This window comes from Lysinibacillus sp. JK80 (genome assembly GCF_027557635.1).
Classification (GTDB): domain Bacteria; phylum Bacillota; class Bacilli; order Bacillales_A; family Planococcaceae; genus Lysinibacillus; species Lysinibacillus capsici.
Genome location: NZ_CP058997.1, coordinates 4394717 through 4418449, shown reverse-complemented (window position 1 = coordinate 4418449; position 23733 = coordinate 4394717). Strand labels below are relative to the sequence as shown.

Here is a 23733-nt window from a genome sequence, read left to right as displayed (position 1 = left end):
TGAACAAAAGCAGACTTTTCCAAAAGTAAGCGGACAAGTGTCTAATGCTTGATAGAAACTCACTAGGCACTGTCTTGCATTGAAGGAGAGAATAAGTAGAATGGGTAAATATTTTGGAACAGATGGCGTCCGTGGCGTCGCGAATAGTGAATTAACACCAGAATTTGCATTTAAACTTGGTCGTATAGGCGGCTATGTTTTAACAAAAGATGCAACTGACCGTCCAAAGGTTTTAATTGGTCGTGACACACGTATTTCAGGCGAGATGCTTGAAGGTGCACTTGTGGCTGGTCTTTTATCAATTGGGGTAGAGGTAATGCGTCTGGGTATTATTTCAACACCAGGTGTGGCATACCTTACTCGAATTATGAGCGCAGATGCAGGCGTCATGATTTCAGCTTCACATAACCCAGTTGCAGATAACGGTATTAAATTTTTCGGTCCTGATGGCTTTAAGCTAACAGATGCACAGGAAGCGGAAATTGAAGCGTTAATTGATGCGCAAGAGGATACATTACCACGTCCTATAGGAGCAGATTTAGGATCTGTAAGTGACTATTTCGAAGGTGGTCAAAAATATATTCAATACTTAAAGCAAACAGTGGATGAAGAATTTGATGGTATCCATGTAGCGCTTGATTGTGCACATGGTGCAACTTCATCTTTAGCTACACATTTATTTGCTGATTTAGAAGCTGACATTTCTACAATGGGTGCTTCTCCAACTGGCTTAAATATCAATGATGGTGTAGGCTCAACACATCCAGAAGGACTAGCTAAATTTGTTACTGAAAAAGGTGCAGATGTTGGTTTAGCCTTTGATGGCGATGGAGACCGTTTAATTGCTGTAGATGAAAACGGAAAAATTGTTGACGGTGACCAAATTATGTTTATCATTGGTAAGCATTTAAATGCGGTAGGGCGTTTAAAGAAGCAAACAATTGTTTCAACAGTAATGAGCAATATGGGCTTCTATAAAGCTGTGGCTGACAATGGTATGCAAAGTGTACAAACAGCTGTAGGTGATCGTTATGTTGTGGAAGAAATGCGTGCGAATGAATACAATTTAGGTGGCGAGCAATCAGGGCATATCGTCTTTCTAGATTTTAATACAACAGGTGATGGCTTACTGACAGGAATTCAGCTTGTCAACATTATGAAAGCGACGGGTAAAAAGCTTTCAGAACTTGCAGCTGAAATGAAAATCTACCCTCAGCGTCTTGTCAATGTGCGTGTAACAGATAAGCATGCTGTGACTGATAATGCGAAAGTAGCTGCAGTAATTGCAGAGGTAGAAACTGAAATGGCTGGAAATGGTCGTGTTTTAGTACGTCCTTCAGGTACAGAGCCATTAGTACGTGTCATGGTGGAAGCAGCAACAGAAACGGATTGCGAGCGTTTTGTCGAGCGTATTGCAGATGTTGTACGTGTAGAAATGGGCCTAACAGAATAAGAAATAGAGTGTAAACCCGATTTCCGTAAACAGGAAATCGGGTTTACTTATTTGAAAGGAATGTTTTAAATAAGCGAGATGGGGAACAGTAATTAGGAGTCACAATAACAAGGAGTGTTTAATTGATATGGCTAAAATTGCTACAGTTATAACAGATATGTTTGAGGACATTGAGTTTACAAGCCCTAAAGAAGCTTTGGAAGCAGCTGGGCATCAGCTAGTAACAATTGATATCGAAGCAGGCAAGGAAGTTAAGGGTAAGCATGGAGAGTCCGTGAAAATTGATAAAGGCATTGATGAAGTAAAAGCAACAGATTACGATGCATTATTTATTCCTGGTGGTTTTTCTCCCGATATATTACGTGCGGATGATCGTATAGTAGCATTTGCAAAGTCCTTTATGGATGAAATGAAGCCTACCTTTGCCATTTGTCATGGACCACAACTTCTTATTACTGCAAAGACATTAAATGGGCGTGACGCCACAGGTTATAAATCCATCCAAGTGGATTTAGAAAATGCAGGGGCAATCTTCCATGATGAAGAAGTATTTGTCTGTCAAAAACAGCTTGTAACAAGTAGAACGCCAGATGATCTTCCTGCATTTAATAGAGAAATTGTTAAATTATTAGACAGTAAATAAAGGATAGGCACAAGCATTTTAAATGCTTGTGCCTATTTTGTATGACAATGCTTATCAAAGTGCATATGTATCGCTTTGTCTACATATTTGTCACCAAAAAGCTTTAGGACTAGGTGTTTTTTATAACGAAAATTTGACGAATAGCATATGATTGAGTATGATGGAGAAGTTGAAGATGAGGTCCGACCTTATCCTTTAACGAGCGCCTAAGGAGGGAAGAAAGCGCAAAATCGGAAAACAATTATAGCGCCTGAGCTGAAGAAATCGGACGAAAAGATCTTCAGCAGACGAGGTGGAGGTTTATCGAAAATTCGGCGGATGCCTCCCAATCGACATACCCGATTGTCATTTTCCATTTTGAAAGCATTTGAGTGATTGAATGTACAGAAAATGGAGAAGGTATTGTAAAAGCAATAGATAAATAGATGAAGCTTCACATATCGAAGGTCTCTATTCAGTTGGCTGAATAGCTTGTGTGTATTGGAGTGCTTTATTTTTTATAAAAATAAAGCTTCGCTGTACATTCAAAAAAATTCGATAGGATGAGGCCTAGTTTGTCATTGCGTTAAATTGACATTATCGGAGGACGAGAATTATGTGTGGAATTGTAGGATATATTGGTGAATCAGATGCAAAGGAAATTCTATTAAAAGGCTTAGAAAAGCTAGAGTACCGTGGTTATGATTCAGCGGGTATTGCAGTACGTAACGAGGAAGGCGTAACGGTTTTCAAAGAAAAAGGGCGTATTGCAGATTTACGAGAAGCGGTAGATGAAGATGTTGCTGCGAAAATTGGTATTGGTCATACACGTTGGGCAACACATGGTGTGCCAAATCGTTTAAATGCTCACCCACATCAAAGTGCATCAGGACGCTTTACACTTGTGCATAATGGGGTTATTGAAAACTATCACTTATTGCAAAAAACATATTTAAAAGGCATTCCAATGAAATCTGATACAGATACAGAGGTTATTGTGCAATTAGTAGAGTTATTTGTGAAAGATGGTCTAAGCACTGCAGACGCCTTCCGTAAAACATTATCTCTATTACATGGCTCCTATGCACTGGCACTATTAGATGCAGAGGCAGCAGATACAATCTTTGTAGCAAAAAATAAATCACCACTTCTAGTTGGAATTGGTGAAGGTTTCAATGTTGTTGCGTCAGATGCAATGGCGATGCTACAGGTAACAGATCAATACGTAGAGCTTCACGATAAAGAGGTAGTTATCGTACACAAAGCAAGTGTGGAAATTACAAAATTAGATGGTACTGTAGTAGAGCGTGCACCATATACTGCTGAGCTTGATATGAGTGATATTGAAAAAGGCACATATCCACACTATATGTTAAAAGAAATGGATGAGCAGCCTACAGTTATTCGTAAAATCATTCAAGCATATGAAGGTGACAACGGTGATTTAACGATTGATGCGGAGATTTTAGAAGCCTTACGAGCAGCAGATCGTTTATATATTATTGCAGCGGGCACAAGCTATCATGCGGGTCTTATCGGTAAACAATATTTCGAAAAAATGGCCGGTATCCCTGTAGAAGTGCATATTTCTAGTGAATTTGGCTATAACATGCCATTACTTTCAGAAAGACCATTATTTATCTTCATTACACAATCAGGAGAAACAGCAGATAGTCGTCAAGTACTTGTAAAAATTAAAGAGTTGGGCTATCCAACATTAACGATCACAAATGTACCTGGCTCTACGTTATCACGTGAAGCTGACCATACATTGTTATTACATGCAGGTCCAGAAATTGCTGTAGCTTCTACAAAAGCTTATGTGGCACAAGTAGCAGTACTTGCATTAGCGGCCTATGTGACAGCAAAAGCAAATGGCAAAGGCTTAGAATTTGATTTAAAACAAGAGCTTGCGATTGCCGCTAATGGCATCCAAACAATTATTGATTCAAAAGATGTGTTAGAAGACATTGCAGAAGATTACTTAAAAATCGCACGCAACGCATTCTTCATTGGCCGTAATATGGACTTCTATGTCAGCCTTGAAGGTGCCTTAAAACTAAAAGAAATTTCGTACATCCAAGCAGAAGGCTTTGCTGGTGGAGAACTGAAGCATGGAACAATTGCCTTAATCGAAGAAGGTACACCTGTGTTTGCGCTTGTCACACAAGCTTCAGTAGGATTAAACATCCGTGGTAATGTCAAAGAAGTAGCAGCTCGTGGTGCATATCCATGTATTATCGCGATGGCAGGCATTGATGAAGATGGCGACCGTTTAGTCATTCCGCATGTTCATGAATTACTAACACCGCTTGTATCAGTAGTACCTTTACAATTAATTAGCTACTATGCTGCACTTCACCGCCGCTGTGATGTAGATAAACCACGTAACCTAGCTAAATCGGTAACTGTTGAGTAAGAACAAAAATTAGATTTAATGTGTTTGTCCATATACAACTCAAACGTGATGCACACAACTTAGTCTCGATGTAAACAACTCTATCGTGACATACACAATTTAGTCGTGACGTCAAACGTTTGGAAAATATAAAAAATGATTAGTTTAGATATGGAATAAAATTTTAATTTAACGATATTAACCTATATATGAGAAAAAATCTAAAGAGCATGTTTTGATTAATCTTTTTCCAAAACATGCTCTTTTTGTAGCTTTGGAATAAAAATTGATTAAAAAATATCCCTCACCCCTTATCTAATTGCAACTCCAAAAACTCCACTTTGAAAAAAGGTTGATCAAAATGGAGTTACTCTTTTTATATAAGTATGAGATTTTTATAAAAAGGTTGATCATTTTCCAGCTATGTTACTCAACAATCGCGCCCGATTGTTGAATAAGCACATACTTTAATAAGAAAAGGAAACAATACAATTAATTTTGATAAAGGTATAAGAGGTGTATTGAAGAAAATTTAATCACTTTTGTACTATCCCTTGTTCTTATTATTTCTTTTCAAACAACCGGTGTTTCATCTTCTGAAGCAACTCAAGACTCTAAAGAGCTAAGATTACAGGATATGCTTATGAATATGCTTACTCCTTATATCGAAAAGGACTTGCGTAAATATTATTATCCGAAGGTCGACGTAAACTTCTTCATTTTTTAATAATAATAGATAATTTGTAGTTTACATATAGGTTCAATCCCTTCAAAAATTCATCTAATATATCATTGGATGGAAACTTACATTCAAGAAGGTAACAACTATCACCACTAATTTTGTAGTTGTTTATGACATATTGTTCCTGTGTCTTAATGAATGACAGATAAGGTTCATGATGTAAACTATTAGTCCAGATATTAATCAAGGCATGTATAACATACCCTAATTTCACTTGATTCACTTTAATGGTATACCCCTCAATAATGCCATTTTCCTCTAGTTTCACCACTCTAGCGGAAGTAGCTGGCCCAGTCAAATGTACTTTCTCCCCCAATTCTTTCATAGTAATCCGGCTATTCTTAGTCAGTTCTTCTAAGATACGTATATCAGTCTTATCTAACATTTAATTCACTCCTTTCAATAATAAAGTCAAAACGCTAAAAGACTTTATTTAATCTCTGTATTCTCTAATTGGTCATAGTATAGACTATACATAGTTCAAAGAAAAGGAGTTAATTGATAATGAATATACAACACATTCGAAATGCAACACTAGTTGTCGAGTACGCAGGCAAGAAGTTTTTAATAGATCCAATGTTAGCAGAGAAAGGAACTTACCCTCCTTTCCCTAATTCATTAAGACAAGATCAAAGCAATCCTTTAGTTAGTTTAACAACATCTATTGAAGATATTATTAATGTAGATGCTGTTATTGTTACTCATTTGCATTATGACCATTGGGATGATGCTGCAAAAGAGGCATTACCAAAAGAAATCAAAATATATGCACAAAATGAAGAAGATGCAAAAGAAATTAAAGGTGCTGGTTTTCAAAATATAGAAGTTTTAAAAGAAGATACAACATTTGGGGATATTCAATTAATTAAAACAAAAGGTGAACATGGTAGAGGACCAATGGTAGAACTAGCTGGTCTGGTATGTGGCATTGTTTTCAAACACTCAAATGAGAAAACGTTATATGTAGCTGGAGATACTGTTTGGTATGAAGGTGTTCAGGAAGTGATTGATACGCATAACCCAGAAATCATTGTGGTAAACGGTGGGGATAACCAATTTTTACAAGGTGGTTCTCTAGTAATGGGGAAAGAGGATATCTATGAAGTGTCTAAAGCTGCCCCTAACTCAAAAATACTTTCTGTCCATATGGAAGCTGTAAATCATTGGACTTTATCTAGGGAAGAGTTGAAAAACTATATTAATGAAAAAGGAATCTCGTCTAATGTATTAGTTCCTAATGATGGTGAATTATTCTCATTCTAGACTAAAATGAGGCTGAAAAAGGACTTACCTTTTTCAGCCCATTTATTTAGTGATATTTTATAAAGTAAAATGCTTGTATTCTATCTACATTATGGGTATTCCACAACGAATGTCAATTAGAAAGGAGCCGCTGGTAATGAATACAACAAAACCTAAATTGTGGACGAAGAATTTCATCATTCTTTCATTAGTCAATTTTTTCTTAACATTAATCTTCTTTTTATTAAATGCAACAATTGCCCTTTATGCCGTAAATGAATTCAATGCATCTACAAGCCAAGCTGGTCTTGTAGCCGGGATTTTCATTATTGGGGCATTAATCGGTCGCTTGTTTACTAGTCCTATAATGAATAAAATTGGGCAAAAACGAATTTTAATAATAGGGTTAATCTTTTTCATATTAACTACAGCGTTATACTTTATAGATAAAGGGATTTCTTTCCTCCTAATAAGCCGTTTCCTAAATGGTATTACAGTGGGTATTGCGACTACTGTAATCGGTACGATTGTGGCACACTCAATACCGGAATCACGTAGAGGGGAAGGTATTGGCTACTTTGCTGTAAGTACAGCACTGGGTACTGGACTAGGTCCTTTCATTGGCCTTTACATGAGTCAGCATATGAGCTTTGACATGATATTTGCTTTCTGTCTTCTGTTAGGGATTCTGAGTTTGATAACAGCATTCTTTGTTCATGTACCAATATTGAAATCGACAGAAGTTAAAAAAGAAAAATCTAGATTTAAACTCTCTAGCTTAATTGAGCCAAAATCACTTCCGATTTCCATCATCATTCTTATGATGACATTTACTTTCTCTGGCGTTCTTTCCTATATAAATTTATATGCTATGGAGTTAAACTTGGTGGAAGCAGCTAGCTTTTTCTTTATGGTGTATACAGTTGCTGTTTTAGTTTCTAGGCCATTCACAGGTAAGTTGATGGACAAAAAAGGGGCAAACTTTATCATATATCCGGCCATTATCCTGTTTGGTACCGGTATGCTACTTCTCAGTTCAGCAAGTAACAGTGTAACTTTGTTAATGGCTGGCGCTTTAATTGGTCTTGGTTTTGGTAACATATCTTCAGTCAGTCAGACAATAGCTGTTAATATGGCTGAACCGCACCGTATGGGACTTGCCACAGCAACCTTCTTTATCTTTTTTGATCTTGGCAATGGATTTGGTCCTACTATTCTTGGAATGGTCATTCCAACGACAGGCTTTGATGGACTATATGTAATTTTGGGAATTATCGTCTTTGCAATGTCTATTGTTTACTACTTCTTACACGGAAAAAAAGAATCTGCACATTGAGTACGTGCGTCTGAATACAGTTAATATATATTTTAGAATAGGACATCCTGTAGCAATATGGATGTCCTTTTTTATATAGAAGCGTTATTCAACAATATGGCCCTATAATTGAATAAAGCACTTTTCCTATTCAGGAACCGAATTGGGCCCAATTGTTGGAAAATGATTTTTACTAATTCAAAATTTGCGTAATTATATAAATAATAATAATTAGCGTTATCACAATAATACTGATTAAGGCTTTCACTTTTGTATTACGAATTGCACTTTCAGTTAATTGAGGTTCTTCTTTGTACATCCCTCGTTTTCCCCATAATAAACTTTCCTCTGGGTTGAAATAGGTCCAAATTAAAATTCCATATATTATAATGATGACTAGAAATAATTCCATCTTTTACAGCACCTTCCTAAATTGTTGCATAACTAATATACGCTTAAATTTCTTGATAGTTTCATAATCTTTATCTACCAGTTTTTTTGTTATTCCACAATATGGCCCTTTAATGGAATAACTTTATTATCACTTAACAGGTTCTAAATCCACAAGAAAAACCGAAATCCCTTCCTTATAGAGATAGGAAATTCCGGTTCATCTTTTTTTATAAACGGTTAAACTTTTTTATAAACAGTTTAACTTTATTTCAAAGCCACAAGAATTACTTTCAATTTTGAAACGACTTGATTGCTATTAAGGTATATTTAAAAAGCGAAAAATCATTCGGAAGTAAATGTTTTAATGAATTATCTATACATTAAATAAGGAAGGTGTCCAAGGACACCTTCCTTATTACTAATACTTCTAATGTATTTCATTATTTGTAATAATCATGATTTTAGAGAATAAACCTTATAGAATTAGTAAGTAAGATAGCGTTATAAAAGGGCTATTAAAATAGCTTAGAATCTCCTTTACCTTAGAAAAACGTATTTTCTTTTTATTAAATCATTTCCCTCAAACGCTGTATGTCTTTCATTGGGGACATGCCAAACTTGCGACTGTATTCCCGACTGAAATGCGAGGGGCTTTCGTAGCCTACCTGGAACGCTGCTTCAGCCGCCTCCATGCTTTCCGTTAAAAGCATTCGGCGTGCTTCCTGCAGCCGAAGCTGTTTCTGATACTGGATTGGGCTCATGCCTGTGATTTCCTTGAAATGGTGATAGAAGGATGAGGGGCTCATTCTGGCCTCCTTCGCTAAGTCATCTACCTTTAACGGTTGAGCGAATTCACGGTTTAATACCCCGATTACCTTTGCGATGCGCTGGGCCTGACTGCCTACAAGGGCAAAGTGTTTCAAGGAGTTGTTCTCATCATTTTGTAGAATCCGGTAAATGATTTCACGTTTAATACTTGCGGCAAGGACCGATATATCCTGCGGAGTCTCCAGCAGCCTAATCAGCCGTAATACCGCTTCCAGGAGCGATTCATTTATAAGGCTGATTTCCAGACCCCGACCTGTGGAATCATTAGAAATTCCTTGATTCGATGATTGAATGACTTCGAAAATCTGATTCATGTCCAGCTGCAAATTCACACATAAATAAGGCTTTTCGGGTGAAGCCACCATGACCTGTCCTGTAATCGGCAAATGAACAGACGCGGTCAAATAACTGGCCGAATCGTACTGATAGCTTTCTTCACCGAGCATGACCAATTTTGTTCCCTGAGCCACAATGCATAGGGAAGGTTCATAAACAGAGTAAACAGGTTCAGAAATCCGGGAGGCACGAACAAATTGCAAGCCTGGTATAGATGTCTCAGACGTTCCATCCAACGTTACATTTCTCTCAATCAACTCTGCTAATTCCTTAATCCGCTCCATGGCAGTTCCTCCACCTTTTCCATTAACACATATGGATTTCTTATTCACTATATTATATTTTGTTGGAGTATTAGGCAATCATTTCATAAATACCGGCTACCTCCCCTTCGGCACAAAGATTCATAATGTGTTTATGGTCAGGCACTTCAATTGGATAGTACAGAAATGGAGCAGGTTTCCGTTATGCTCTCCGGTCACTTCATTTTCATTTTTAACCTGTCGAGTTTTAGTGCTGCCTATCGTTTACATGTGGGAGGAGATTATAAAATGAAAAAAGAACATGCTAATTTACATCCCTATACAGGCATCTGGGTAACCGCGGACGGTCATATTCGGCACGAGCTGCTTCCGAACGGACGGTACGACGAAGCACGCGGCAGCAAAAAAAGCGCCTATCAAGGCAGCTACTTTATCGAGGGCAATCATATCGAATATGTCGATGATACAGGCTTTACTGCTGATGGTGATTTTACCGATGGAGTGCTTTACCATGCAGGTATGGTGCTATATTTAGAAGAACCTAGCGAAGGGGGCAACGAATGATGTCTGTACTTAATGGAAAAGTAGTAGTGATTACGGGAGCAAGTAGCGGAATCGGTGAAACAACAGCCCGACTGCTCGCAGGTCTAGGCGCCCATGTTGTCATCGGGGCAAGGCGTGTCGAAAGACTGGAGGCATTGGCATCTGACATTCAGGCGGATGGTGGTTCTGTAGTCGTCCAGCGGCTTGATGTGACGGAGCTGGAACAGATGCAAGCGATCATTGAAGCAGCTCAAAGTCATTTTGGACGAGTGGACGCTGTAATCAACAATGCAGGGGTGATGCCGCTCTCTTCGCTGGAAGCACTGAAGATCGAGGAATGGAACCGAATGATTGATATCAATATTCGCGGTGTCCTCCATGGCATTGCCGCAGGTCTTCCGGTCATGAAAAAACAAGGTTTCGGCCATTTCATCAATATCGCTTCCATCGGCGCCTACGAAGTGAGCCCGACAGCAGCTGTCTACTGCGCGACCAAATATGCTGTACGTGCCATAACGGATGGATTGAGGCAAGAAACTGCAGGCCAAGGCATCCGTGTAACCCTTGTATCGCCGGGGGTAACGGAATCAGAACTAGCCGAGAGCATTACCGACAACGAGGCAAAGGAAATCATGAAGGAATACCGGCGTACCACTCTCCCAGCAACGGCTATTGCCGGTGCTATCGTCTATGCGCTGGAACAGCCAGAGTATGTCGATGTAAGTGAACTGGTCATTAAACCCGCAATATAAATTAAACAAAGGGACATTAGGAGTCCAACTAGCAAATCTAGACTTCTCTGTTCTGGAATCCATTCTTGGAGATTCCTCATTTTTTCTGGCTTTCTCTCGTAGTTGATGTAGCTTTAGAATAATGTTTGTTCAAAAACAACCCACAGACCCATAATTTAAGCTAAATTAAAAGAGCCCGTTTTGAACAAAGTTTGTTCAAAACGGGTTAATTCTTTGTGAAACAATGTGCAATTTTTATAAAAAGTTTAATCATTTTCTACTCTTGATGTTCAACAATCGCGCCCGATTGTTGAATAGTGCTAAATGCGAAAAAGCTGCAAAAATGACACCTTAGTTATTTTATTTTGCTAAAGCACCCGTTAATTTAATACATTTATTCATAAAATAATCTTTTTTCAGGTCATTTAGTGGTAGCCCCAGGAAAATATGAATTTACATCGATAAGCAAATCCAAACATAAAAAAAGTCGAATTCCCTGTCCTTTAAGGAAACGACTTTTTTATACGACTTCTTCAAGTAAATCCCATTAACCTTTTTCGGGGACTATTTGTAATCTCTGCCAGTGAAATTATACCTGTGCTAGCCCGCCATCTACGAACAATTCAACACCCGTCAAGTAACTGCTTTCGTCTGAAGCAAGGAAAGATACAGCGTTTGCTACTTCTTCAGGTGTCCCAACTTTTCCAGCTGGAACAGTATTTCTGCTATTTTCCAGTACCTCTTCTAGTGCCTCACCAAAAAGCTCATCGTATGCAGGTGTAAGAATACCTCCTGGACTTACCACATTTACACGGATTTCAGTACCTTTTAGGTCAAGAATCCAGTTGCGAACTAGTGCTCTTAATGCTGCTTTAGATGCTCCATATACACTAAACGCTGGGTTGCCAATTGATCCAGCAGTAGAGCCCGTTACAATAATAGAACCTACTTTGTCCGGGAATAGTGATAATGCTTTTTGAACAGTAAAGATGGTTCCTTTAACGTTAATGTCGAACGTTCTATCAACCTGCTCTTCAGTAATTTCACCTAATGGAAGGAAGTTGCCGGTGCCTGCATTAGCAAAAAGAATGTCCAACTTACCTTTTTCCTGCTTTATAATGTCATATAGTTTGTCTAAGTCTTCAAGTTTAGAAATATCACCTTGAACACCGGTTACGTTCTTGCCAATTTGGTTAACGGCTTTATCAAGTTCGTTTTGTCTACGTCCCGTGATATAAACATATGCACCTTCGTTTACAAATTTTTGTGCTGTAGCAAGACCAATCCCACTTGTTCCACCCGTTACAAGCGCTATTTTACCTTCAAATTTACCCATACTTAACACTCCTTTAGAATTAATTTTATTTTATGTCTAGTACCTTTAGTAAGTTACTTAAAAGTTGATATAGAGGCATTTAGGCTTTCTGAGCTTGTTCTTGACCCATTCGTTAAATTACTTCCCCATTCTCCGTTTGGTATTAAGTAACTTATTATTCTATCCTCAAGTAGATCACCAAGAATTTCTTCATATTTTTTTCGATAAGGCTTTGGCAATTCTTCCTGTAACCAACTGTCTTTTGTGCCTTGCCAGATTTCATAAATTACAAGATCATCCGGCTTTTCAATATCATCGCTTATAATAGCATTTATAAAGGTAGGTTCTTTCGACATCACTTCAACAAGTGAATAAAGTGAGTTCCGAAAGACTTCCTTTTTACCTGGTTTAACTTTGAAACGAATGTTTAGAACAACTTGATTAGTATTGCTAGTCATCTGTAATATTCCCCCTTTTGTAATCTCTGCCTTGAAAAACACCTTACAAGGTATATTATCCATCTATAAACTATATTATTGGAAGTACCCACTTTTTTGTTATATACTAACTAAAAAGTAACAATTATATAATATGGGGGTTTAGACATGAAAAAAGTTAGTTGTGGTTTTGAAATGACAATGGAAGTTATTAGCGGAAAATGGAAAGGCCTTGTATTATACTTTTTAAAGGATGGACCAAAGAGAACGAGTGAATTAAAGAGCATTATCCCAAATATAACTCAGAAAATGCTGATTCAAACACTTAGAGAGCTTGAAGCCAGTGGACTTGTAAGCAGAAAGATATATAATCAAGTACCGCCGAAGGTTGAATATTCATCCACTGAACTTGGAGAATCTCTTAAACCTATCTTGCAGGAGCTCTGTCAATGGGGAAGCCATTATGCGGAGCAAATTTATGCAGAGGATGAAATCGAAATCCTACTATCCGAAGAGGCTTCTTTTTAACACACCTTATATGTAAGGTGTTTTTTTGTTGCACTGGGATGAGGTTAGGAGGATCAATTAGTAATAGAAAAAGAGGTTCTCGTGCAAATATGATTTGTTAGAAACAAAGTACCTCATTAAGATTTGAGTGGAGATACAAGTACACGAATGTTGTTAAATCAACATTTGTGCCTTTGCGCTTGAACCATAAATTATACAGTTTACTATACATATGGCATAAACAGTTGAAGTAGCAACGTTTATACTTGCGGAGCTTGTTCATAAATTGGCATATAAACTTGAATAGCATTTCTTATCGTCAAAAGTGTTATTCAACAATCTGGCCCGTTTGTTGAACAAAAAAAATCCTATATATCAACACAGGATTTTTAATCAAACTTTATTATAAATGATCAAGTTTTTTTAAAACTACACTTTTTAATTCATAACTTATATTCATATAAAAGATGCAAACCTACTCATTCTCTCTAATCCATATGATTTGCACAGCATGCAGTATCGGAGAACATCTTCGAGAACAGCATCAAACATTTCAAGTAGTTCATGAATACGTTCATTTCTTAAGCTATAGTAGCAATACTTCCCTACATTGCGGCCGACAATTGCTTCCCTTTCCCACCCTAAGCCATGTTATCATACCCCACTTTATTGACCATTTACCCAGAATCAATAAGTTTCATAACAATAAAGCTATACAAAATTCTTAAATGAACATTCGCAATAATAATCAGAGCTTGTAAATTTTCTGAATATTTGCTATTAATAGTGGAAAGAAGTCGATTGGTGGTGATATTTTGTCGATTAATAAATATACTTGGACAGAAGAAAAAATAGCAAAATTTTATAAAGAAGGAAGAGGTTCAGGAGAGTTAAATCATTATATTCCTTGGATTAAAACTAATGAAATACCAAGTAAAGGACGAGTCCACCGACCATTGGGCTGGAAGACAAATAGAATTCATCATTTATTGTCTGATTTAGAACTTTCTTATTTTTATTATTTGGAATGGAGTCACAAGGTAATTGATATTAGAGAGCAATTCCCACTAAAGCGTGAAAGAACTATGAAAATTGCGTCAGAAAAAGGTATAAAACACCCTTTTGAAAACAAAACCCAAACAAATATTGTGATGACTACCGATTTTTTGATTACAACACGCATTAATAATGAATTGTCCATTTAGCGAGGTCTATAAAACCCAGTAGTGAGTTAGAAGAAACCCGTGTTTTAGAAAAACTGGAGTTAGAAAGACAATATTGGGCAGACAATGATATTGAATGGTGTCTAATAGATGAGAAAGTTATGTCAAAGCCATTTGTAAGCAATATGGATTATATACATGAATATTATTATCTTAAAGAAAAAGATGAAGAAACAATTAGTTTATATTTTCTTGAGTATTTAGCTAACGCTAAACGTTTAAGTTCTCAGCAGCTGTTAGTAACGTGTTGTAATGAATTTGATTCCTTATATAACCTTGAAAATGGCTCAGGAATTTATTATTTGAGACATCTATTTGCAAAACAATATATATTAGCAGCAAATATGGAGAACCCGATTCAACCATTCAAAATAAATTTAACTGAAATAATTGTAAATAAGGGAGGTATTAATGGCATTTATGATAACTCTATCAGTTAATGAACTTATTGTAGATATTGATTTGAAAATTACTTATAGAATCTTATGGATTGATAGTGGTTATGTGATTGCCTATGTAATTGATATTAATGATGCAAAAGCTACCCCTTTTATTATGAAAATTTCAGAAATTGAAGAACGAATAAATAACGCTATTTATGTGGTGGAAATAAGTAAAAGCACATCTTTGAAACGAATACCAACTCAAAAAGATCTCAATCATAGAGATAAAACTTGGGAAATGATTAAAGAAATAGTTAATCAGGAACCCGACATTTATATGAAGGACCGAAGACATAAGTTAATTGAAAGTGCGATGACTACAAATAATGTGAAATCCCGAAATACTTTCTACAAAAATTTAAGAAAATATTGGCAAAGAGGCATGATTAAAGACAGTCTATTCCCGGATTACTCTTTAAATAAAATTGAATTGGTATATAAGAAAAAAACAGGAAGGCCAAAAGCGAATGGAAAATCCGGAGTTATTATAACCTCTGCGATTAAAAACCAATTTGAAAAATCCTTAAAAAAATACTACTTAAGTACAAAAAAGCCTTCTTTAAAATTTGTTTATAAAATGTTGATTCGCGATTACTATACAAAATTTAGATATTACGATGAAGTAAAAAATGAAAAGATAGTCTTAAAATCTGAAGAGGAGATCCCTTCTTTTAGGCAATTTGAGTACTGGTATAGTAAAGAATTTAAAAATGATGAAGTAACAATCGCAAGGGAAGGATTAAAAAAATTTGAACAAAATTTTAGACAAGTTCTAGGGTCTTCAACAGCTGAAACACAAGGCCCAGGAGATATATATCAAATTGATGCGACACCTAGCAATATATATTTAGTTAATCGATTTAATCCTAATTGGATTGTAGGTAGACCAACAACTTACTTTATTGTTGATGTCTACACACATTTGATTACAGGACTTTATGTAAGTTTAGAGAATGCTTCTTGGAAAGCCATGATGAGTGCAATTTTAAATGCATGTACAGATAAGACAGAATACTGTAAAAAGTATGGGATAAATATATCGCATGAAATGTGGCCTTCAATGCATTTACCTAACAATTTTATTGGGGATAGAGGTGAATTAGCCAGTAGTGGTGTTGATCACTTAATTGAAGGATTAGGACCGAGAATTAGTAATACACCACCCTATCGCCCAGATTGGAAAGGAATAGTCGAAAAATTATTTGATTCTTCTCAAGAAAAAATAAGACCCTTTCTTCCCGGGTATGTTCAAAAGGACCATGGTGAGAGAGGAACAAAGGATTATAGATTAGAGGCGAGTCTTAATATTGAGGAATACACGAAAATATTGATAAATTTCGTACTCTACTATAACAGCAATTTTTATATGAATGATTATGTTAGAAGTGAAGAACATATAAGGGATAATGTAGAACCAATACCTATCAAATTATGGGAATGGGGAGTTAAGAATGCAGCAGGAAAACTTCATAAACACGATATAAATAAGGTCAAATTTTATTTATTGCCAAGAGATCAAGCAACTGTAACGGAAAAAGGAATTAGGTATAAAAAGATGTTTTATACTACTCGGAAAGCCATAGATGAACAATGGTTTTCAAAAGCCAGAAGAGATGGAAGTTGGAAAGTGAATTTTTCCTATGACCCAAGAAATATGAACGTAATTTATTTACATTCCAATGATGGAGATCTATATATATCCTGTACACTTATAGAACATCAGGTGAGATATAAAGACAAGACAATAGAAGAAATAAATCAATTATTAGAATATGAAAAAGATGGCCAAAAAGAATTTGAACACACTCAATTAGAAAATGAATTGAATTTTTACTCAAACATTGAATCAATTGTTAGACAGGCCGACAAGAAGAAAGAAGAGAAAATGGATAAAACCATAAGTAAATCTGAAAGAACAAAAAATATAAAGGAAAATAAGCGTAATGAACGTAATCAAATGCTTGAAGAAGTGGCATTTAAATTAGAAGATAAGAATCAAAATGTAATTCCTAATACATTAGCAAAAATTGAATCTGATACAGAAGAAACAACTAGATTTTCTATAAAAAAATTATTTGAAAATAAAGGGAAATAAAAGATGGAAAATTTAATTCAATTAAATAATGGAGAATATGCCATAAGTGCGGTATATAATGATCAGGTTATAGCAGATTATCGTGATAATCCATTAATTGAAGCTCTTCCCCCTATTCGATCAATTGAAGAAGCTTTTGTTCAATTAGGATATTTACCTGAATATGATGAAAATGAAATTCAACTTTCTGCTCATTATCGATACCATTCACTTACAAGATTAACTCGTTTTTATCAACCATTAGAGAAAACGTTAGAGCTAGAAATACGATTCTCAAGATTATTGAGAGATGGTTATGTATATAGAAACCCAAGAAATAAAACTCATGCTGAAACGTTAATCGAGTTACATCGAAGATTGGAAAATAAAGAGCCATTAGGGCTTCCTCCTGATATCAGAAAAACAGCTTCTAGTTTATCAATTATTGGATTTTCTGGTATGGGTAAATCATCAGCTATTGAAAGAGTTCTATCGTTATATCCAAAAGTAATTATTCATAAATATCCATTAAATATTATGCAAGTCCCCTGGCTTAAACTAAACTGCCCTAATGACGGATCACCTAAAACCTTATGTTTAGATTTTATTACAAAAATGGACGGTATATTGGGGACAAATTACTTTAAACAAGGACTTAAAAGAGAATCGCTTAGTTATTTAATAATACACATTGGTCAATTAGCGAGAGCGCATTGTTTGGGTGTATTTGTAATAGATGAGATTCAGCATATGCTTACAGCAAAATCAGAAGTTTCGAATAGCATGATGAATTTTTTGGTCACTTTAGTTAATGAAATTGGTATTCCAATTGTAATTATTGGTACTACAAAGGCAAAGCAATTACTTCAAGTGAATTTCCGCCAAGCAAGGAGAGCTGGAGGTCATGGAGAGCTAATCTGGGAACAAATGAAGAAGGATGATAATTGGGAAGTACTTTTAAGTAGTATGTGGAAGTATCAATGGACTAAGGAAAAGGTAGAGCTAACTAAAGAGTGGCAAGACGTTCTTTATGAGGAAAGTCAAGGTATTGTAGATATAGCTGTAAAGTTATTTTTGTTAGCACAATCATATGCTATAGAAACTGGAATAGAGAAAATCTCCACTAGTATGATTAGCCATATTAGCAAAAAGTATTTAAGTATGACGCGTAAAATGCTTCAAGCGTTAAAAGAAGGAAATTTAGACGATATAGCGCAATATGATGATATTACACCATTTGACATTGATGATTTTCTTTTACAAAGAGAAAAATCAGTGAATATGAGGGATTTAATAACTAAACAAAAAGAAAAAATGGCAGCTAAAAGAGAAGAAAAAGAAATCTCTGTTTTACAAAAGGTTATCTTAACATTAATTAACCTTGATATTGATGCTAAGTATGCAGAGACAGAAGCGAAAAAAGTAATTAAAGAAAATCCAAAAATTTCTTCCCAAGAGGCAGTTCAATTAGCATTAACAAATATTAACCAACGTGTTCAATATGAGAATGAAAAAATGAAAAATAAAAAGAATAAACGGTCAACGAATATTATCTTTAAAATAGTCGATAATGGTCGCAAAGAGAGAAATTCAGCGCATGATTCCTTAATTAATAAAGGGTTAATCATAGCCCCCTTCTCTGACAAAAACTATTTTAGGACGGGATAATATTGATTGGTTGGTTTCCATATCCATATGAAGATGAGTTGCTTTATAGTCTTTTCGCTAGATATTCTAATAGAAGTACTGAGTTAAGTTTAAGACATACACTAAATAAATTATTTAATGACAGTCGATCTAAACTAACACCTGATTTCCCATCTAATTTGGAAACAGTAATGGGACATTTACGTTTTTTTGGATATCTCGATTTTGAGTCTATATTATTTAAACATACTCCATTTTATTATTTTACAAACTTTCTTATTAATTCAGATAAAAAATTAATTATTGAAGCAGTTAAGTTAAAGAAATCGAATAACATTCAAATGATACTAGGGCAGATTCAAAGTAAAGTGAAAGAAACTAAATACTTTAAATACTGCCCTTCTTGCCTTAAGAATGATATCCAAGAGTTTGGTGAGGCGTATTGGCGTATATCCCATCAACTCCCTAGTGTATTTATTTGCTTACAGCATAATGAGTCTCTCCATTTTAGTTCTGTACTATATAGAAATAAAAATTCACAGTTAGTAACACCTAATAAAAATAATTGCTTCGCCTCTATTAATACCAAATGTATTCAAAATAATGTAACTTTTGCAGAGACCAATCATTTAATTGATATAGCCAATAATAGTAAAAGGCTGTTGATGAAAGATATACATGTTAAGTCCTTAAATTTAGTGTCTCTGTATAAAGACAAGCTAAGAAAAAAAGGATTAATTACAGCGGGAGGACATGTACGCCAAACCGATTTATATAATGAATTTATAAAATTTTATGGTATGAATATTTTGGGTTATTTTCAATCAGTTCCAATATTAGATCAAGAGTCGTGTTGGTTAAAAACCATTACACGTAAACATCGAATATCTTTCCATCCTGTAAGGCATTTATTATTAATGAATTTCTTGGAGATAGAAATTAATACTATTGAAACGGATTATTTTGAAAGTCCATTTGGAAAAGGGCCTTTCCCATGTTTAAACCCTGCTGCAGAACATTATAAAGATTTTGTAGTGGATAATCTAAGTATAAAGAGATGTACCGATACAGGGAGACCCATTGGAATATTCAATTGTAACTGTGAATTTAAATATACCCGTTTAGGTCCAGATACTTCTCAAGAAGGTATGTATGAATATAGGTTTGTTAGAAATTTTGGAAGTGTATGGGAAAGTAAATTGTTCCAATATATTGATAACGAACATTTAAGTTTTAGAAAAGCAGCTAAATTATTGAAAGTAGACGTTGGAACAGCAATTAAGTATTATAAAAAAAATAAAAATAAAGTTGTAGCAGTTAAAAATTCGACAAATATATTAGACTATCGCTGCAGTTGGTTACGTACTCAAAAAGAAAATCCAACATATTCAAAAACCCAAATAAGAAAATTGATTCCTAACATTTATTCATGGCTATATAGACATGATAAAGCGTGGCTATATTATAATTCACCAGCGTCTATAAAAAGTACAAAAATAGTATCAAGAGTAAATTGGCATGAAAGGGATTTGGAAATTCAGGAGATGGTTAAGGGGTATTTATTAACTATAGATATTGATACAAAGCCCGTACGTTTAACAAAAAGACATATAGGGATTGCGATTGAGAAATTAGCTTTAATCGAAAAGCAGCTAGAGAAAATGCCTTTAACAAAAGAGCTAATTGAATCAGTAACTGAATCAAATGAACAGTATAGAGAACGGCTTAAGATGTGGAGAATAAAATGTTTATGAGGTGATTACGTGAACTCATTCATTCCAAATATTCAAGAAGATGAGTTGCTCTTTAGTTTGTTTGCTAGATACCATGAAAGAAGTCTAAATAAGAATGAAAAAACTACATTAACTGAACTAGGTTCACCTAAGATAAATCCTTTGCTACCAAATAATATTCAAAGTTTTATTGAAATGTTAGGACCTTTTGATACACGTGATGAGGAGTATTATTTAAAATACCATACTCTTTTATTTATTATTGTAATTTTCTCCCTCCTATTCAATATAAATACTTACTACAATATATGATTTATGGCTTAAAAGATAAAAAATTAAATGTAAAACACCAAATATTGATGAACTCATTTAATTTAAAGTTTTGTCCTAACTGTGTTCGGGATGACATAAAAACTCTGGGTGAATCATATTGGCGGTTGTCCCATCAATTACCCACAAGTTTTATTTGTTTAGAACATGATGTTATTTTAGAAAACTGGAATTATAGTAAGACTTCTTTGAAAACATTAAAAATTAGAGATTTAAGCTCTGAAGTATTAGAGAAGTTCTCGAATAAAACCATGTTTTATGCACAAATATTTACAAAACAAAGTTTGAATTTAAATATGGAAAATTTGAATTTGCATTTTAAATTTAGATACGGTAAGTTCTATTTGTTTTTAATTGCTAATGGATATGTAAAATCTACAGGACATGTTGATGTAATAAAACTTAGAATAGATATAGAGAATTACTATGGGAATGAATTAATGAAACTTTCGGGATTTAATGAACGAATATATGAACGTATTGTAGATAACCCTTTAATATGTAATATACATTTCACCTATATTGAGACAATAATCTTTATTAATTTCTTTTTTAACTCTTTATCAGATTTTATGAAATGTAATTTAACTCTTCCAACAGGAGAAATTGGGCCTTTTCCATGTTTGAATTATTTCTGTAAAAGCTTCAATCAATGTAATATACAAGATGCCGAAATATATTTTGATAATCAAAAAAGAAGGTTAATAATATATTTCAAATGTGATCAATGTTATTTTGAATATGAAAAGATTTTCAGAATAAAGGATTGGCGCTTGATTGTAACAAGATTTTATAAAACAGAAGAATGGAAAATCAATGTATTATCATTAATTTATAATAAGGGTTTTAGCATAGAAGAAGCTTCAAGTAAATTACATATCAATTCAATTGAAATTGAAGAGTTGCTTAAAGAAAATGAACGAGAGAAATGGTTTAAACCAGAGGACTTATCAGTATTTTCGAGGACCCCTATTAATTGGATTAAAAGAGATAAACAAGTACTGTTATATTTAAAATCACTTGTTAGTAAAGGTATAGTGTTGGAAACACCTAAAGTAAGCTCATGGATTTATATGACACTTGATAAGACAAATATAAAAGCAGAACTGCAATATCTCTTGAAAACAAACGAATACATAGAAAAACATAAATTGTTTAATGAATATTTATATAATAAAAGTAAATAGAGAACGACTTAGAATAGATAATCGAAAAAACGCCTTTAATGAACAAATGCTACATCACGTTTAAGTTGTGGTTAAAATAATTTCATTTCTAAAATTACATCATGATTAAGTTGCGTTTTTATAAATTTAGGTTGCGTAAGAAACTGTGCTTGTAGCTAATATACATCACGACTAAGTTGAGTGTAGACAGTGTTGGTGACTTTAAATAAAGTCATACCGTTTGTAAATAAATTACACCATTTTACCCCTTTGGATACTATTATTCTAAAGGGGTGTTTTTATCCATAACGAAACACTCCTTGAAACCGAATAGGAGAGCAACATTTCAAATAATGTCCCTTGATATAATTCTCTATGTAATCTAACTATGTTTGAACAAGGAGATGGAAGCATGGGTAAGTTAACAGGCAAAATCGCTTTAGTTACAGGATCAAGTCGAGGAATTGGCCGCAGTATTGCATTGCGTCTGGCACAAGAGGGAGCCTTTGTCGTCGTTCATTATGGGAAAAGACGTACTGAGGCAGAAGCAGTTGTTCACCAGATCGAACAAAGCGGAGGAAATGCTTTGGCGATTGGTGCTGACCTTAGTACACTAGATGGTATTCAAGATTTATTTACTACTTTGGATGATACTATTCGGGAATATATGGGCGGTTGCGGATTCGATATTCTTGTCAACAATGCTGGAATTGGTCAAATTATCAGTTTAGAAGAGACGACAGAGGTATCATTTGACGAGGTAATGAAGATAAATGTTAAAGCACCACTTTTTGTTACTCAGCAAGCTTTACCACGTTTAAAAGATGGGGGGCGTATTATTAATATTTCATCTTTTGTGACACGTGCAGCTTCACCAAGTGTCTTCACGTACAGTATGTCCAAAGGTGCAATCGACACGTTTACGCGTCTTCTAGCCAAACAACTAGGGAGCCGGAATATTACGGTAAACGCCATCCAGCCTGGGATTATTAATACAGAAATGAATGCTAAGACTTTGAAAAACCTTGATGGACAAAAATATGCGGCTGGTCTTTCAATTTTCAACAGATGGGGAGAGCCCGGGGATGTGGCAGATATTGCCGCCTTTCTTGCTTCATCAGACAGCCGTTGGGTAACTGGTCAATTGCTCGATGCAAGTGGAGGATCACATCTATAGAACATTAATTATCAAGCTTTGTATGGCATAGTCCTCCTCAATCAGGCGCTATTGTTGTATAGGCTGTTCTGTTCTTCTTGAATTCACGGAGCGGAGGATTGTTAAGTTAATTAAAAACAAAGTAAAAGCGGTCCTCCACAGATATGATGTGGAAGGCCGCTTTTTTGTTATAAGCACAGTCACCATTTATTATTGGTTACATCTGATTCACTTAATCGTATAGTAATAGATTAAGAGATCTATTTAGCTTACGAAGCACTACGCAATGATTTCAGAATTAAACTCAAAATGAAAACTAGTATAATTGCTCCAATGAGGGCAGGGAAGATATAGAAATCGGAAATTTTAGGACCCCAACTTCCAAGAAGCATACCACCAATCCATGCTCCGATAATACCTGCAATAATATTACCAATAATTCCACCTGGGATATCTTTACCCAAAATTATACCTGCAAGCCAACCGATAAGCCCGCCAATTATTAAAAACCAAATGAAACTCATACTATCCATCTCCTATTTTGTATTTTAAATATTTTGTTATAGTGTTTTATAACCTTTTTTGAACTCTTTCAAACTATAAGGAGGGAAAAAATAAAAATTAGGGGAAGTTTCAAGGGAGATATCAGACATTGGCGCATTTCTGTAATAAGAGGAGCATCTTTATTTTAATGATAGTAATAAATTCATGTTTATTCTATTTTCATCCTGAAGAAGATGTATAGTTAAGGGACCTAACGCCGAAATCCAATATCAAATCACAAGTTTATTTTGACCAAGAATTACAAAATGGAGACTTAGCGTATAAGCATGGAT

22 protein-coding genes and 2 pseudogenes are annotated in these 23733 nt (G+C 35.0%); 19 read left to right on the top strand and 5 right to left on the bottom strand.

The features are described from left to right. Nucleotides 1-100: 100 nt before the first annotated feature. The 4 genes from glmM to HXV90_RS23570 all read left to right on the top strand — a co-directional run bounded on the left by glmM (nt 101) and on the right by HXV90_RS23570 (nt 5200). Nucleotides 101-1453, top strand: coding sequence for a phosphoglucosamine mutase (gene glmM, locus HXV90_RS22170; RefSeq protein WP_269898028.1), 1353 nt, complete (start codon nt 101-103; stop codon nt 1451-1453). 127 nt (nt 1454-1580) lie between these two features. Then, complete coding sequence (locus HXV90_RS22165) at nt 1581-2096, top strand: type 1 glutamine amidotransferase domain-containing protein (RefSeq protein WP_054549732.1); 516 nt, start codon at nt 1581-1583, stop codon at nt 2094-2096. Between the two features lie 595 nt (nt 2097-2691). Continuing rightward, nucleotides 2692-4494, top strand: a complete 1803-nt coding sequence (gene glmS, locus HXV90_RS22160; RefSeq protein ID WP_054549731.1) for a glutamine--fructose-6-phosphate transaminase (isomerizing) — start codon at nt 2692-2694, stop codon at nt 4492-4494. 616 nt (nt 4495-5110) lie between these two features. Beyond that, nucleotides 5111-5200 (top strand): hypothetical protein, encoded by a 90-nt coding sequence (locus HXV90_RS23570; RefSeq protein ID WP_442916327.1) that lies wholly within the window; start codon nt 5111-5113, stop codon nt 5198-5200. Here the strand turns inward: HXV90_RS23570 and HXV90_RS22150 are convergent. Continuing rightward, the gene (locus HXV90_RS22150; protein ID WP_269898027.1) at nt 5190-5600 is read right to left on the bottom strand and encodes an Lrp/AsnC family transcriptional regulator; all 411 of its coding nucleotides are present in this window, start codon (nt 5598-5600) and stop codon (nt 5190-5192) included. The genes HXV90_RS23570 and HXV90_RS22150 overlap by 11 nt on opposite strands. A 119-nt stretch (nt 5601-5719) precedes the next feature. Between HXV90_RS22150 and HXV90_RS22145 the strand changes: the two genes are divergently transcribed. Further along, on the top strand, nt 5720-6478 hold the full coding sequence (locus HXV90_RS22145; protein ID WP_269898026.1) for an MBL fold metallo-hydrolase: 759 nt from the start codon (nt 5720-5722) through the stop codon (nt 6476-6478). Nucleotides 6479-6614: 136 nt separating this feature from the next. Then, nucleotides 6615-7793 (top strand): MFS transporter, encoded by a 1179-nt coding sequence (locus HXV90_RS22140; RefSeq protein WP_333474113.1) that lies wholly within the window; start codon nt 6615-6617, stop codon nt 7791-7793. A gap of 938 nt (nt 7794-8731) precedes the next feature. Here the strand turns inward: HXV90_RS22140 and HXV90_RS22135 are convergent. Then, the gene (locus HXV90_RS22135; protein ID WP_269898025.1) at nt 8732-9613 is read right to left on the bottom strand and encodes an AraC family transcriptional regulator; all 882 of its coding nucleotides are present in this window, start codon (nt 9611-9613) and stop codon (nt 8732-8734) included. A 267-nt stretch (nt 9614-9880) separates the two neighbouring features. Between HXV90_RS22135 and HXV90_RS22130 the strand changes: the two genes are divergently transcribed. Then, nucleotides 9881-10156 carry an Atu4866 domain-containing protein gene (locus HXV90_RS22130; RefSeq protein WP_269898024.1) on the top strand — a complete coding sequence of 92 codons (276 nt, stop codon included), beginning with the start codon at nt 9881-9883 and terminating at the stop codon, nt 10154-10156. Then, nucleotides 10156-10887 (top strand): SDR family oxidoreductase, encoded by a 732-nt coding sequence (locus tag HXV90_RS22125; protein WP_269899058.1) that lies wholly within the window; start codon nt 10156-10158, stop codon nt 10885-10887. Before HXV90_RS22130 ends, HXV90_RS22125 begins: the two co-directional genes overlap by 1 nt. Nucleotides 10888-11455: 568 nt before the next feature. Here the strand turns inward: HXV90_RS22125 and HXV90_RS22120 are convergent. Together HXV90_RS22120 and HXV90_RS22115 are read right to left on the bottom strand one after the other, a co-directional pair. Then, nucleotides 11456-12202 (bottom strand): SDR family NAD(P)-dependent oxidoreductase, encoded by a 747-nt coding sequence (locus HXV90_RS22120; RefSeq protein WP_269898023.1) that lies wholly within the window; start codon nt 12200-12202, stop codon nt 11456-11458. A gap of 53 nt (nt 12203-12255) precedes the next feature. Further along, the gene (locus HXV90_RS22115) at nt 12256-12639 is read right to left on the bottom strand and encodes a putative quinol monooxygenase (RefSeq protein ID WP_269898022.1); all 384 of its coding nucleotides are present in this window, start codon (nt 12637-12639) and stop codon (nt 12256-12258) included. A 147-nt stretch (nt 12640-12786) separates the two neighbouring features. On the opposite strand from HXV90_RS22115, the gene HXV90_RS22110 reads away from it, so the two are divergent. The 11 genes and pseudogenes from HXV90_RS22110 to HXV90_RS22065 all read left to right on the top strand — a co-directional run bounded on the left by HXV90_RS22110 (nt 12787) and on the right by HXV90_RS22065 (nt 22918). Beyond that, complete coding sequence (locus tag HXV90_RS22110) at nt 12787-13146, top strand: winged helix-turn-helix transcriptional regulator (protein ID WP_269898021.1); 360 nt, start codon at nt 12787-12789, stop codon at nt 13144-13146. Between the two features lie 794 nt (nt 13147-13940). Further along, entirely contained in the window at nt 13941-14330 is a 390-nt protein-coding gene (locus HXV90_RS22100) for a TnsA endonuclease N-terminal domain-containing protein (protein ID WP_269898020.1), read from the top strand. Further along, nucleotides 14318-14389 (top strand): annotated as a pseudogene (locus HXV90_RS23450) (hypothetical protein); the annotation flags it as partial. The gene HXV90_RS22100 and the pseudogene HXV90_RS23450, both read left to right, overlap by 13 nt. A gap of 60 nt (nt 14390-14449) precedes the next feature. Further along, on the top strand, nt 14450-14788 hold the full coding sequence (locus tag HXV90_RS22095; RefSeq protein WP_269898019.1) for a TnsA endonuclease C-terminal domain-containing protein: 339 nt from the start codon (nt 14450-14452) through the stop codon (nt 14786-14788). Then, on the top strand, nt 14760-16886 hold the full coding sequence (locus HXV90_RS22090) for a Mu transposase C-terminal domain-containing protein (protein WP_269898018.1): 2127 nt from the start codon (nt 14760-14762) through the stop codon (nt 16884-16886). Before HXV90_RS22095 ends, HXV90_RS22090 begins: the two co-directional genes overlap by 29 nt. A gap of 3 nt (nt 16887-16889) precedes the next feature. Next, nucleotides 16890-18533 carry an ATP-binding protein gene (locus HXV90_RS22085; RefSeq protein ID WP_269898017.1) on the top strand — a complete coding sequence of 548 codons (1644 nt, stop codon included), beginning with the start codon at nt 16890-16892 and terminating at the stop codon, nt 18531-18533. Nucleotides 18534-18535: 2 nt separating this feature from the next. Continuing rightward, the gene (locus HXV90_RS22080; RefSeq protein ID WP_269898016.1) at nt 18536-20266 is read left to right on the top strand and encodes a TnsD family Tn7-like transposition protein; all 1731 of its coding nucleotides are present in this window, start codon (nt 18536-18538) and stop codon (nt 20264-20266) included. 9 nt (nt 20267-20275) lie between these two features. Beyond that, nucleotides 20276-20557, top strand: a complete 282-nt coding sequence (locus HXV90_RS22075; protein ID WP_269898015.1) for a hypothetical protein — start codon at nt 20276-20278, stop codon at nt 20555-20557. Next, nucleotides 20554-20679: pseudogene (locus tag HXV90_RS23565) on the top strand (hypothetical protein); the annotation flags it as partial. The gene HXV90_RS22075 and the pseudogene HXV90_RS23565, both read left to right, overlap by 4 nt. 3 nt (nt 20680-20682) lie before the next feature. Further along, nucleotides 20683-21762, top strand: coding sequence for a TnsD family Tn7-like transposition protein (locus HXV90_RS22070; RefSeq protein WP_269898014.1), 1080 nt, complete (start codon nt 20683-20685; stop codon nt 21760-21762). 391 nt (nt 21763-22153) lie between these two features. Further along, nucleotides 22154-22918 (top strand): SDR family oxidoreductase, encoded by a 765-nt coding sequence (locus HXV90_RS22065; RefSeq protein WP_269898013.1) that lies wholly within the window; start codon nt 22154-22156, stop codon nt 22916-22918. Nucleotides 22919-23166: 248 nt separating this feature from the next. Here HXV90_RS22065 and HXV90_RS22060 read toward each other — a convergent pair whose 3' ends face one another. Beyond that, on the bottom strand, nt 23167-23421 hold the full coding sequence (locus HXV90_RS22060; RefSeq protein WP_048393940.1) for a GlsB/YeaQ/YmgE family stress response membrane protein: 255 nt from the start codon (nt 23419-23421) through the stop codon (nt 23167-23169). Between the last annotated feature and the right edge of the window lie 312 nt (nt 23422-23733).

Coding starts and splice junctions, on each gene's coding strand:
- glmM (WP_269898028.1), top strand. CDS start 101: ATGGGTAAATATTTTGGAACAGATGGCGTCCGTGGCGTCGCGAATAGT.
- HXV90_RS22165 (WP_054549732.1), top strand. CDS start 1,581: ATGGCTAAAATTGCTACAGTTATAACAGATATGTTTGAGGACATTGAG.
- glmS (WP_054549731.1), top strand. CDS start 2,692: ATGTGTGGAATTGTAGGATATATTGGTGAATCAGATGCAAAGGAAATT.
- HXV90_RS23570 (WP_442916327.1), top strand. CDS start 5,111: ATGCTTATGAATATGCTTACTCCTTATATCGAAAAGGACTTGCGTAAA.
- HXV90_RS22150 (WP_269898027.1), bottom strand. CDS start 5,600: ATGTTAGATAAGACTGATATACGTATCTTAGAAGAACTGACTAAGAAT.
- HXV90_RS22145 (WP_269898026.1), top strand. CDS start 5,720: ATGAATATACAACACATTCGAAATGCAACACTAGTTGTCGAGTACGCA.
- HXV90_RS22140 (WP_333474113.1), top strand. CDS start 6,615: ATGAATACAACAAAACCTAAATTGTGGACGAAGAATTTCATCATTCTT.
- HXV90_RS22135 (WP_269898025.1), bottom strand. CDS start 9,613: ATGGAGCGGATTAAGGAATTAGCAGAGTTGATTGAGAGAAATGTAACG.
- HXV90_RS22130 (WP_269898024.1), top strand. CDS start 9,881: ATGAAAAAAGAACATGCTAATTTACATCCCTATACAGGCATCTGGGTA.
- HXV90_RS22125 (WP_269899058.1), top strand. CDS start 10,156: ATGTCTGTACTTAATGGAAAAGTAGTAGTGATTACGGGAGCAAGTAGC.
- HXV90_RS22120 (WP_269898023.1), bottom strand. CDS start 12,202: ATGGGTAAATTTGAAGGTAAAATAGCGCTTGTAACGGGTGGAACAAGT.
- HXV90_RS22115 (WP_269898022.1), bottom strand. CDS start 12,639: ATGACTAGCAATACTAATCAAGTTGTTCTAAACATTCGTTTCAAAGTT.
- HXV90_RS22110 (WP_269898021.1), top strand. CDS start 12,787: ATGAAAAAAGTTAGTTGTGGTTTTGAAATGACAATGGAAGTTATTAGC.
- HXV90_RS22095 (WP_269898019.1), top strand. CDS start 14,450: ATGTCAAAGCCATTTGTAAGCAATATGGATTATATACATGAATATTAT.
- HXV90_RS22090 (WP_269898018.1), top strand. CDS start 14,760: ATGGCATTTATGATAACTCTATCAGTTAATGAACTTATTGTAGATATT.
- HXV90_RS22085 (WP_269898017.1), top strand. CDS start 16,890: ATGGAAAATTTAATTCAATTAAATAATGGAGAATATGCCATAAGTGCG.
- HXV90_RS22065 (WP_269898013.1), top strand. CDS start 22,154: ATGGGTAAGTTAACAGGCAAAATCGCTTTAGTTACAGGATCAAGTCGA.
- HXV90_RS22060 (WP_048393940.1), bottom strand. CDS start 23,421: ATGAGTTTCATTTGGTTTTTAATAATTGGCGGGCTTATCGGTTGGCTT.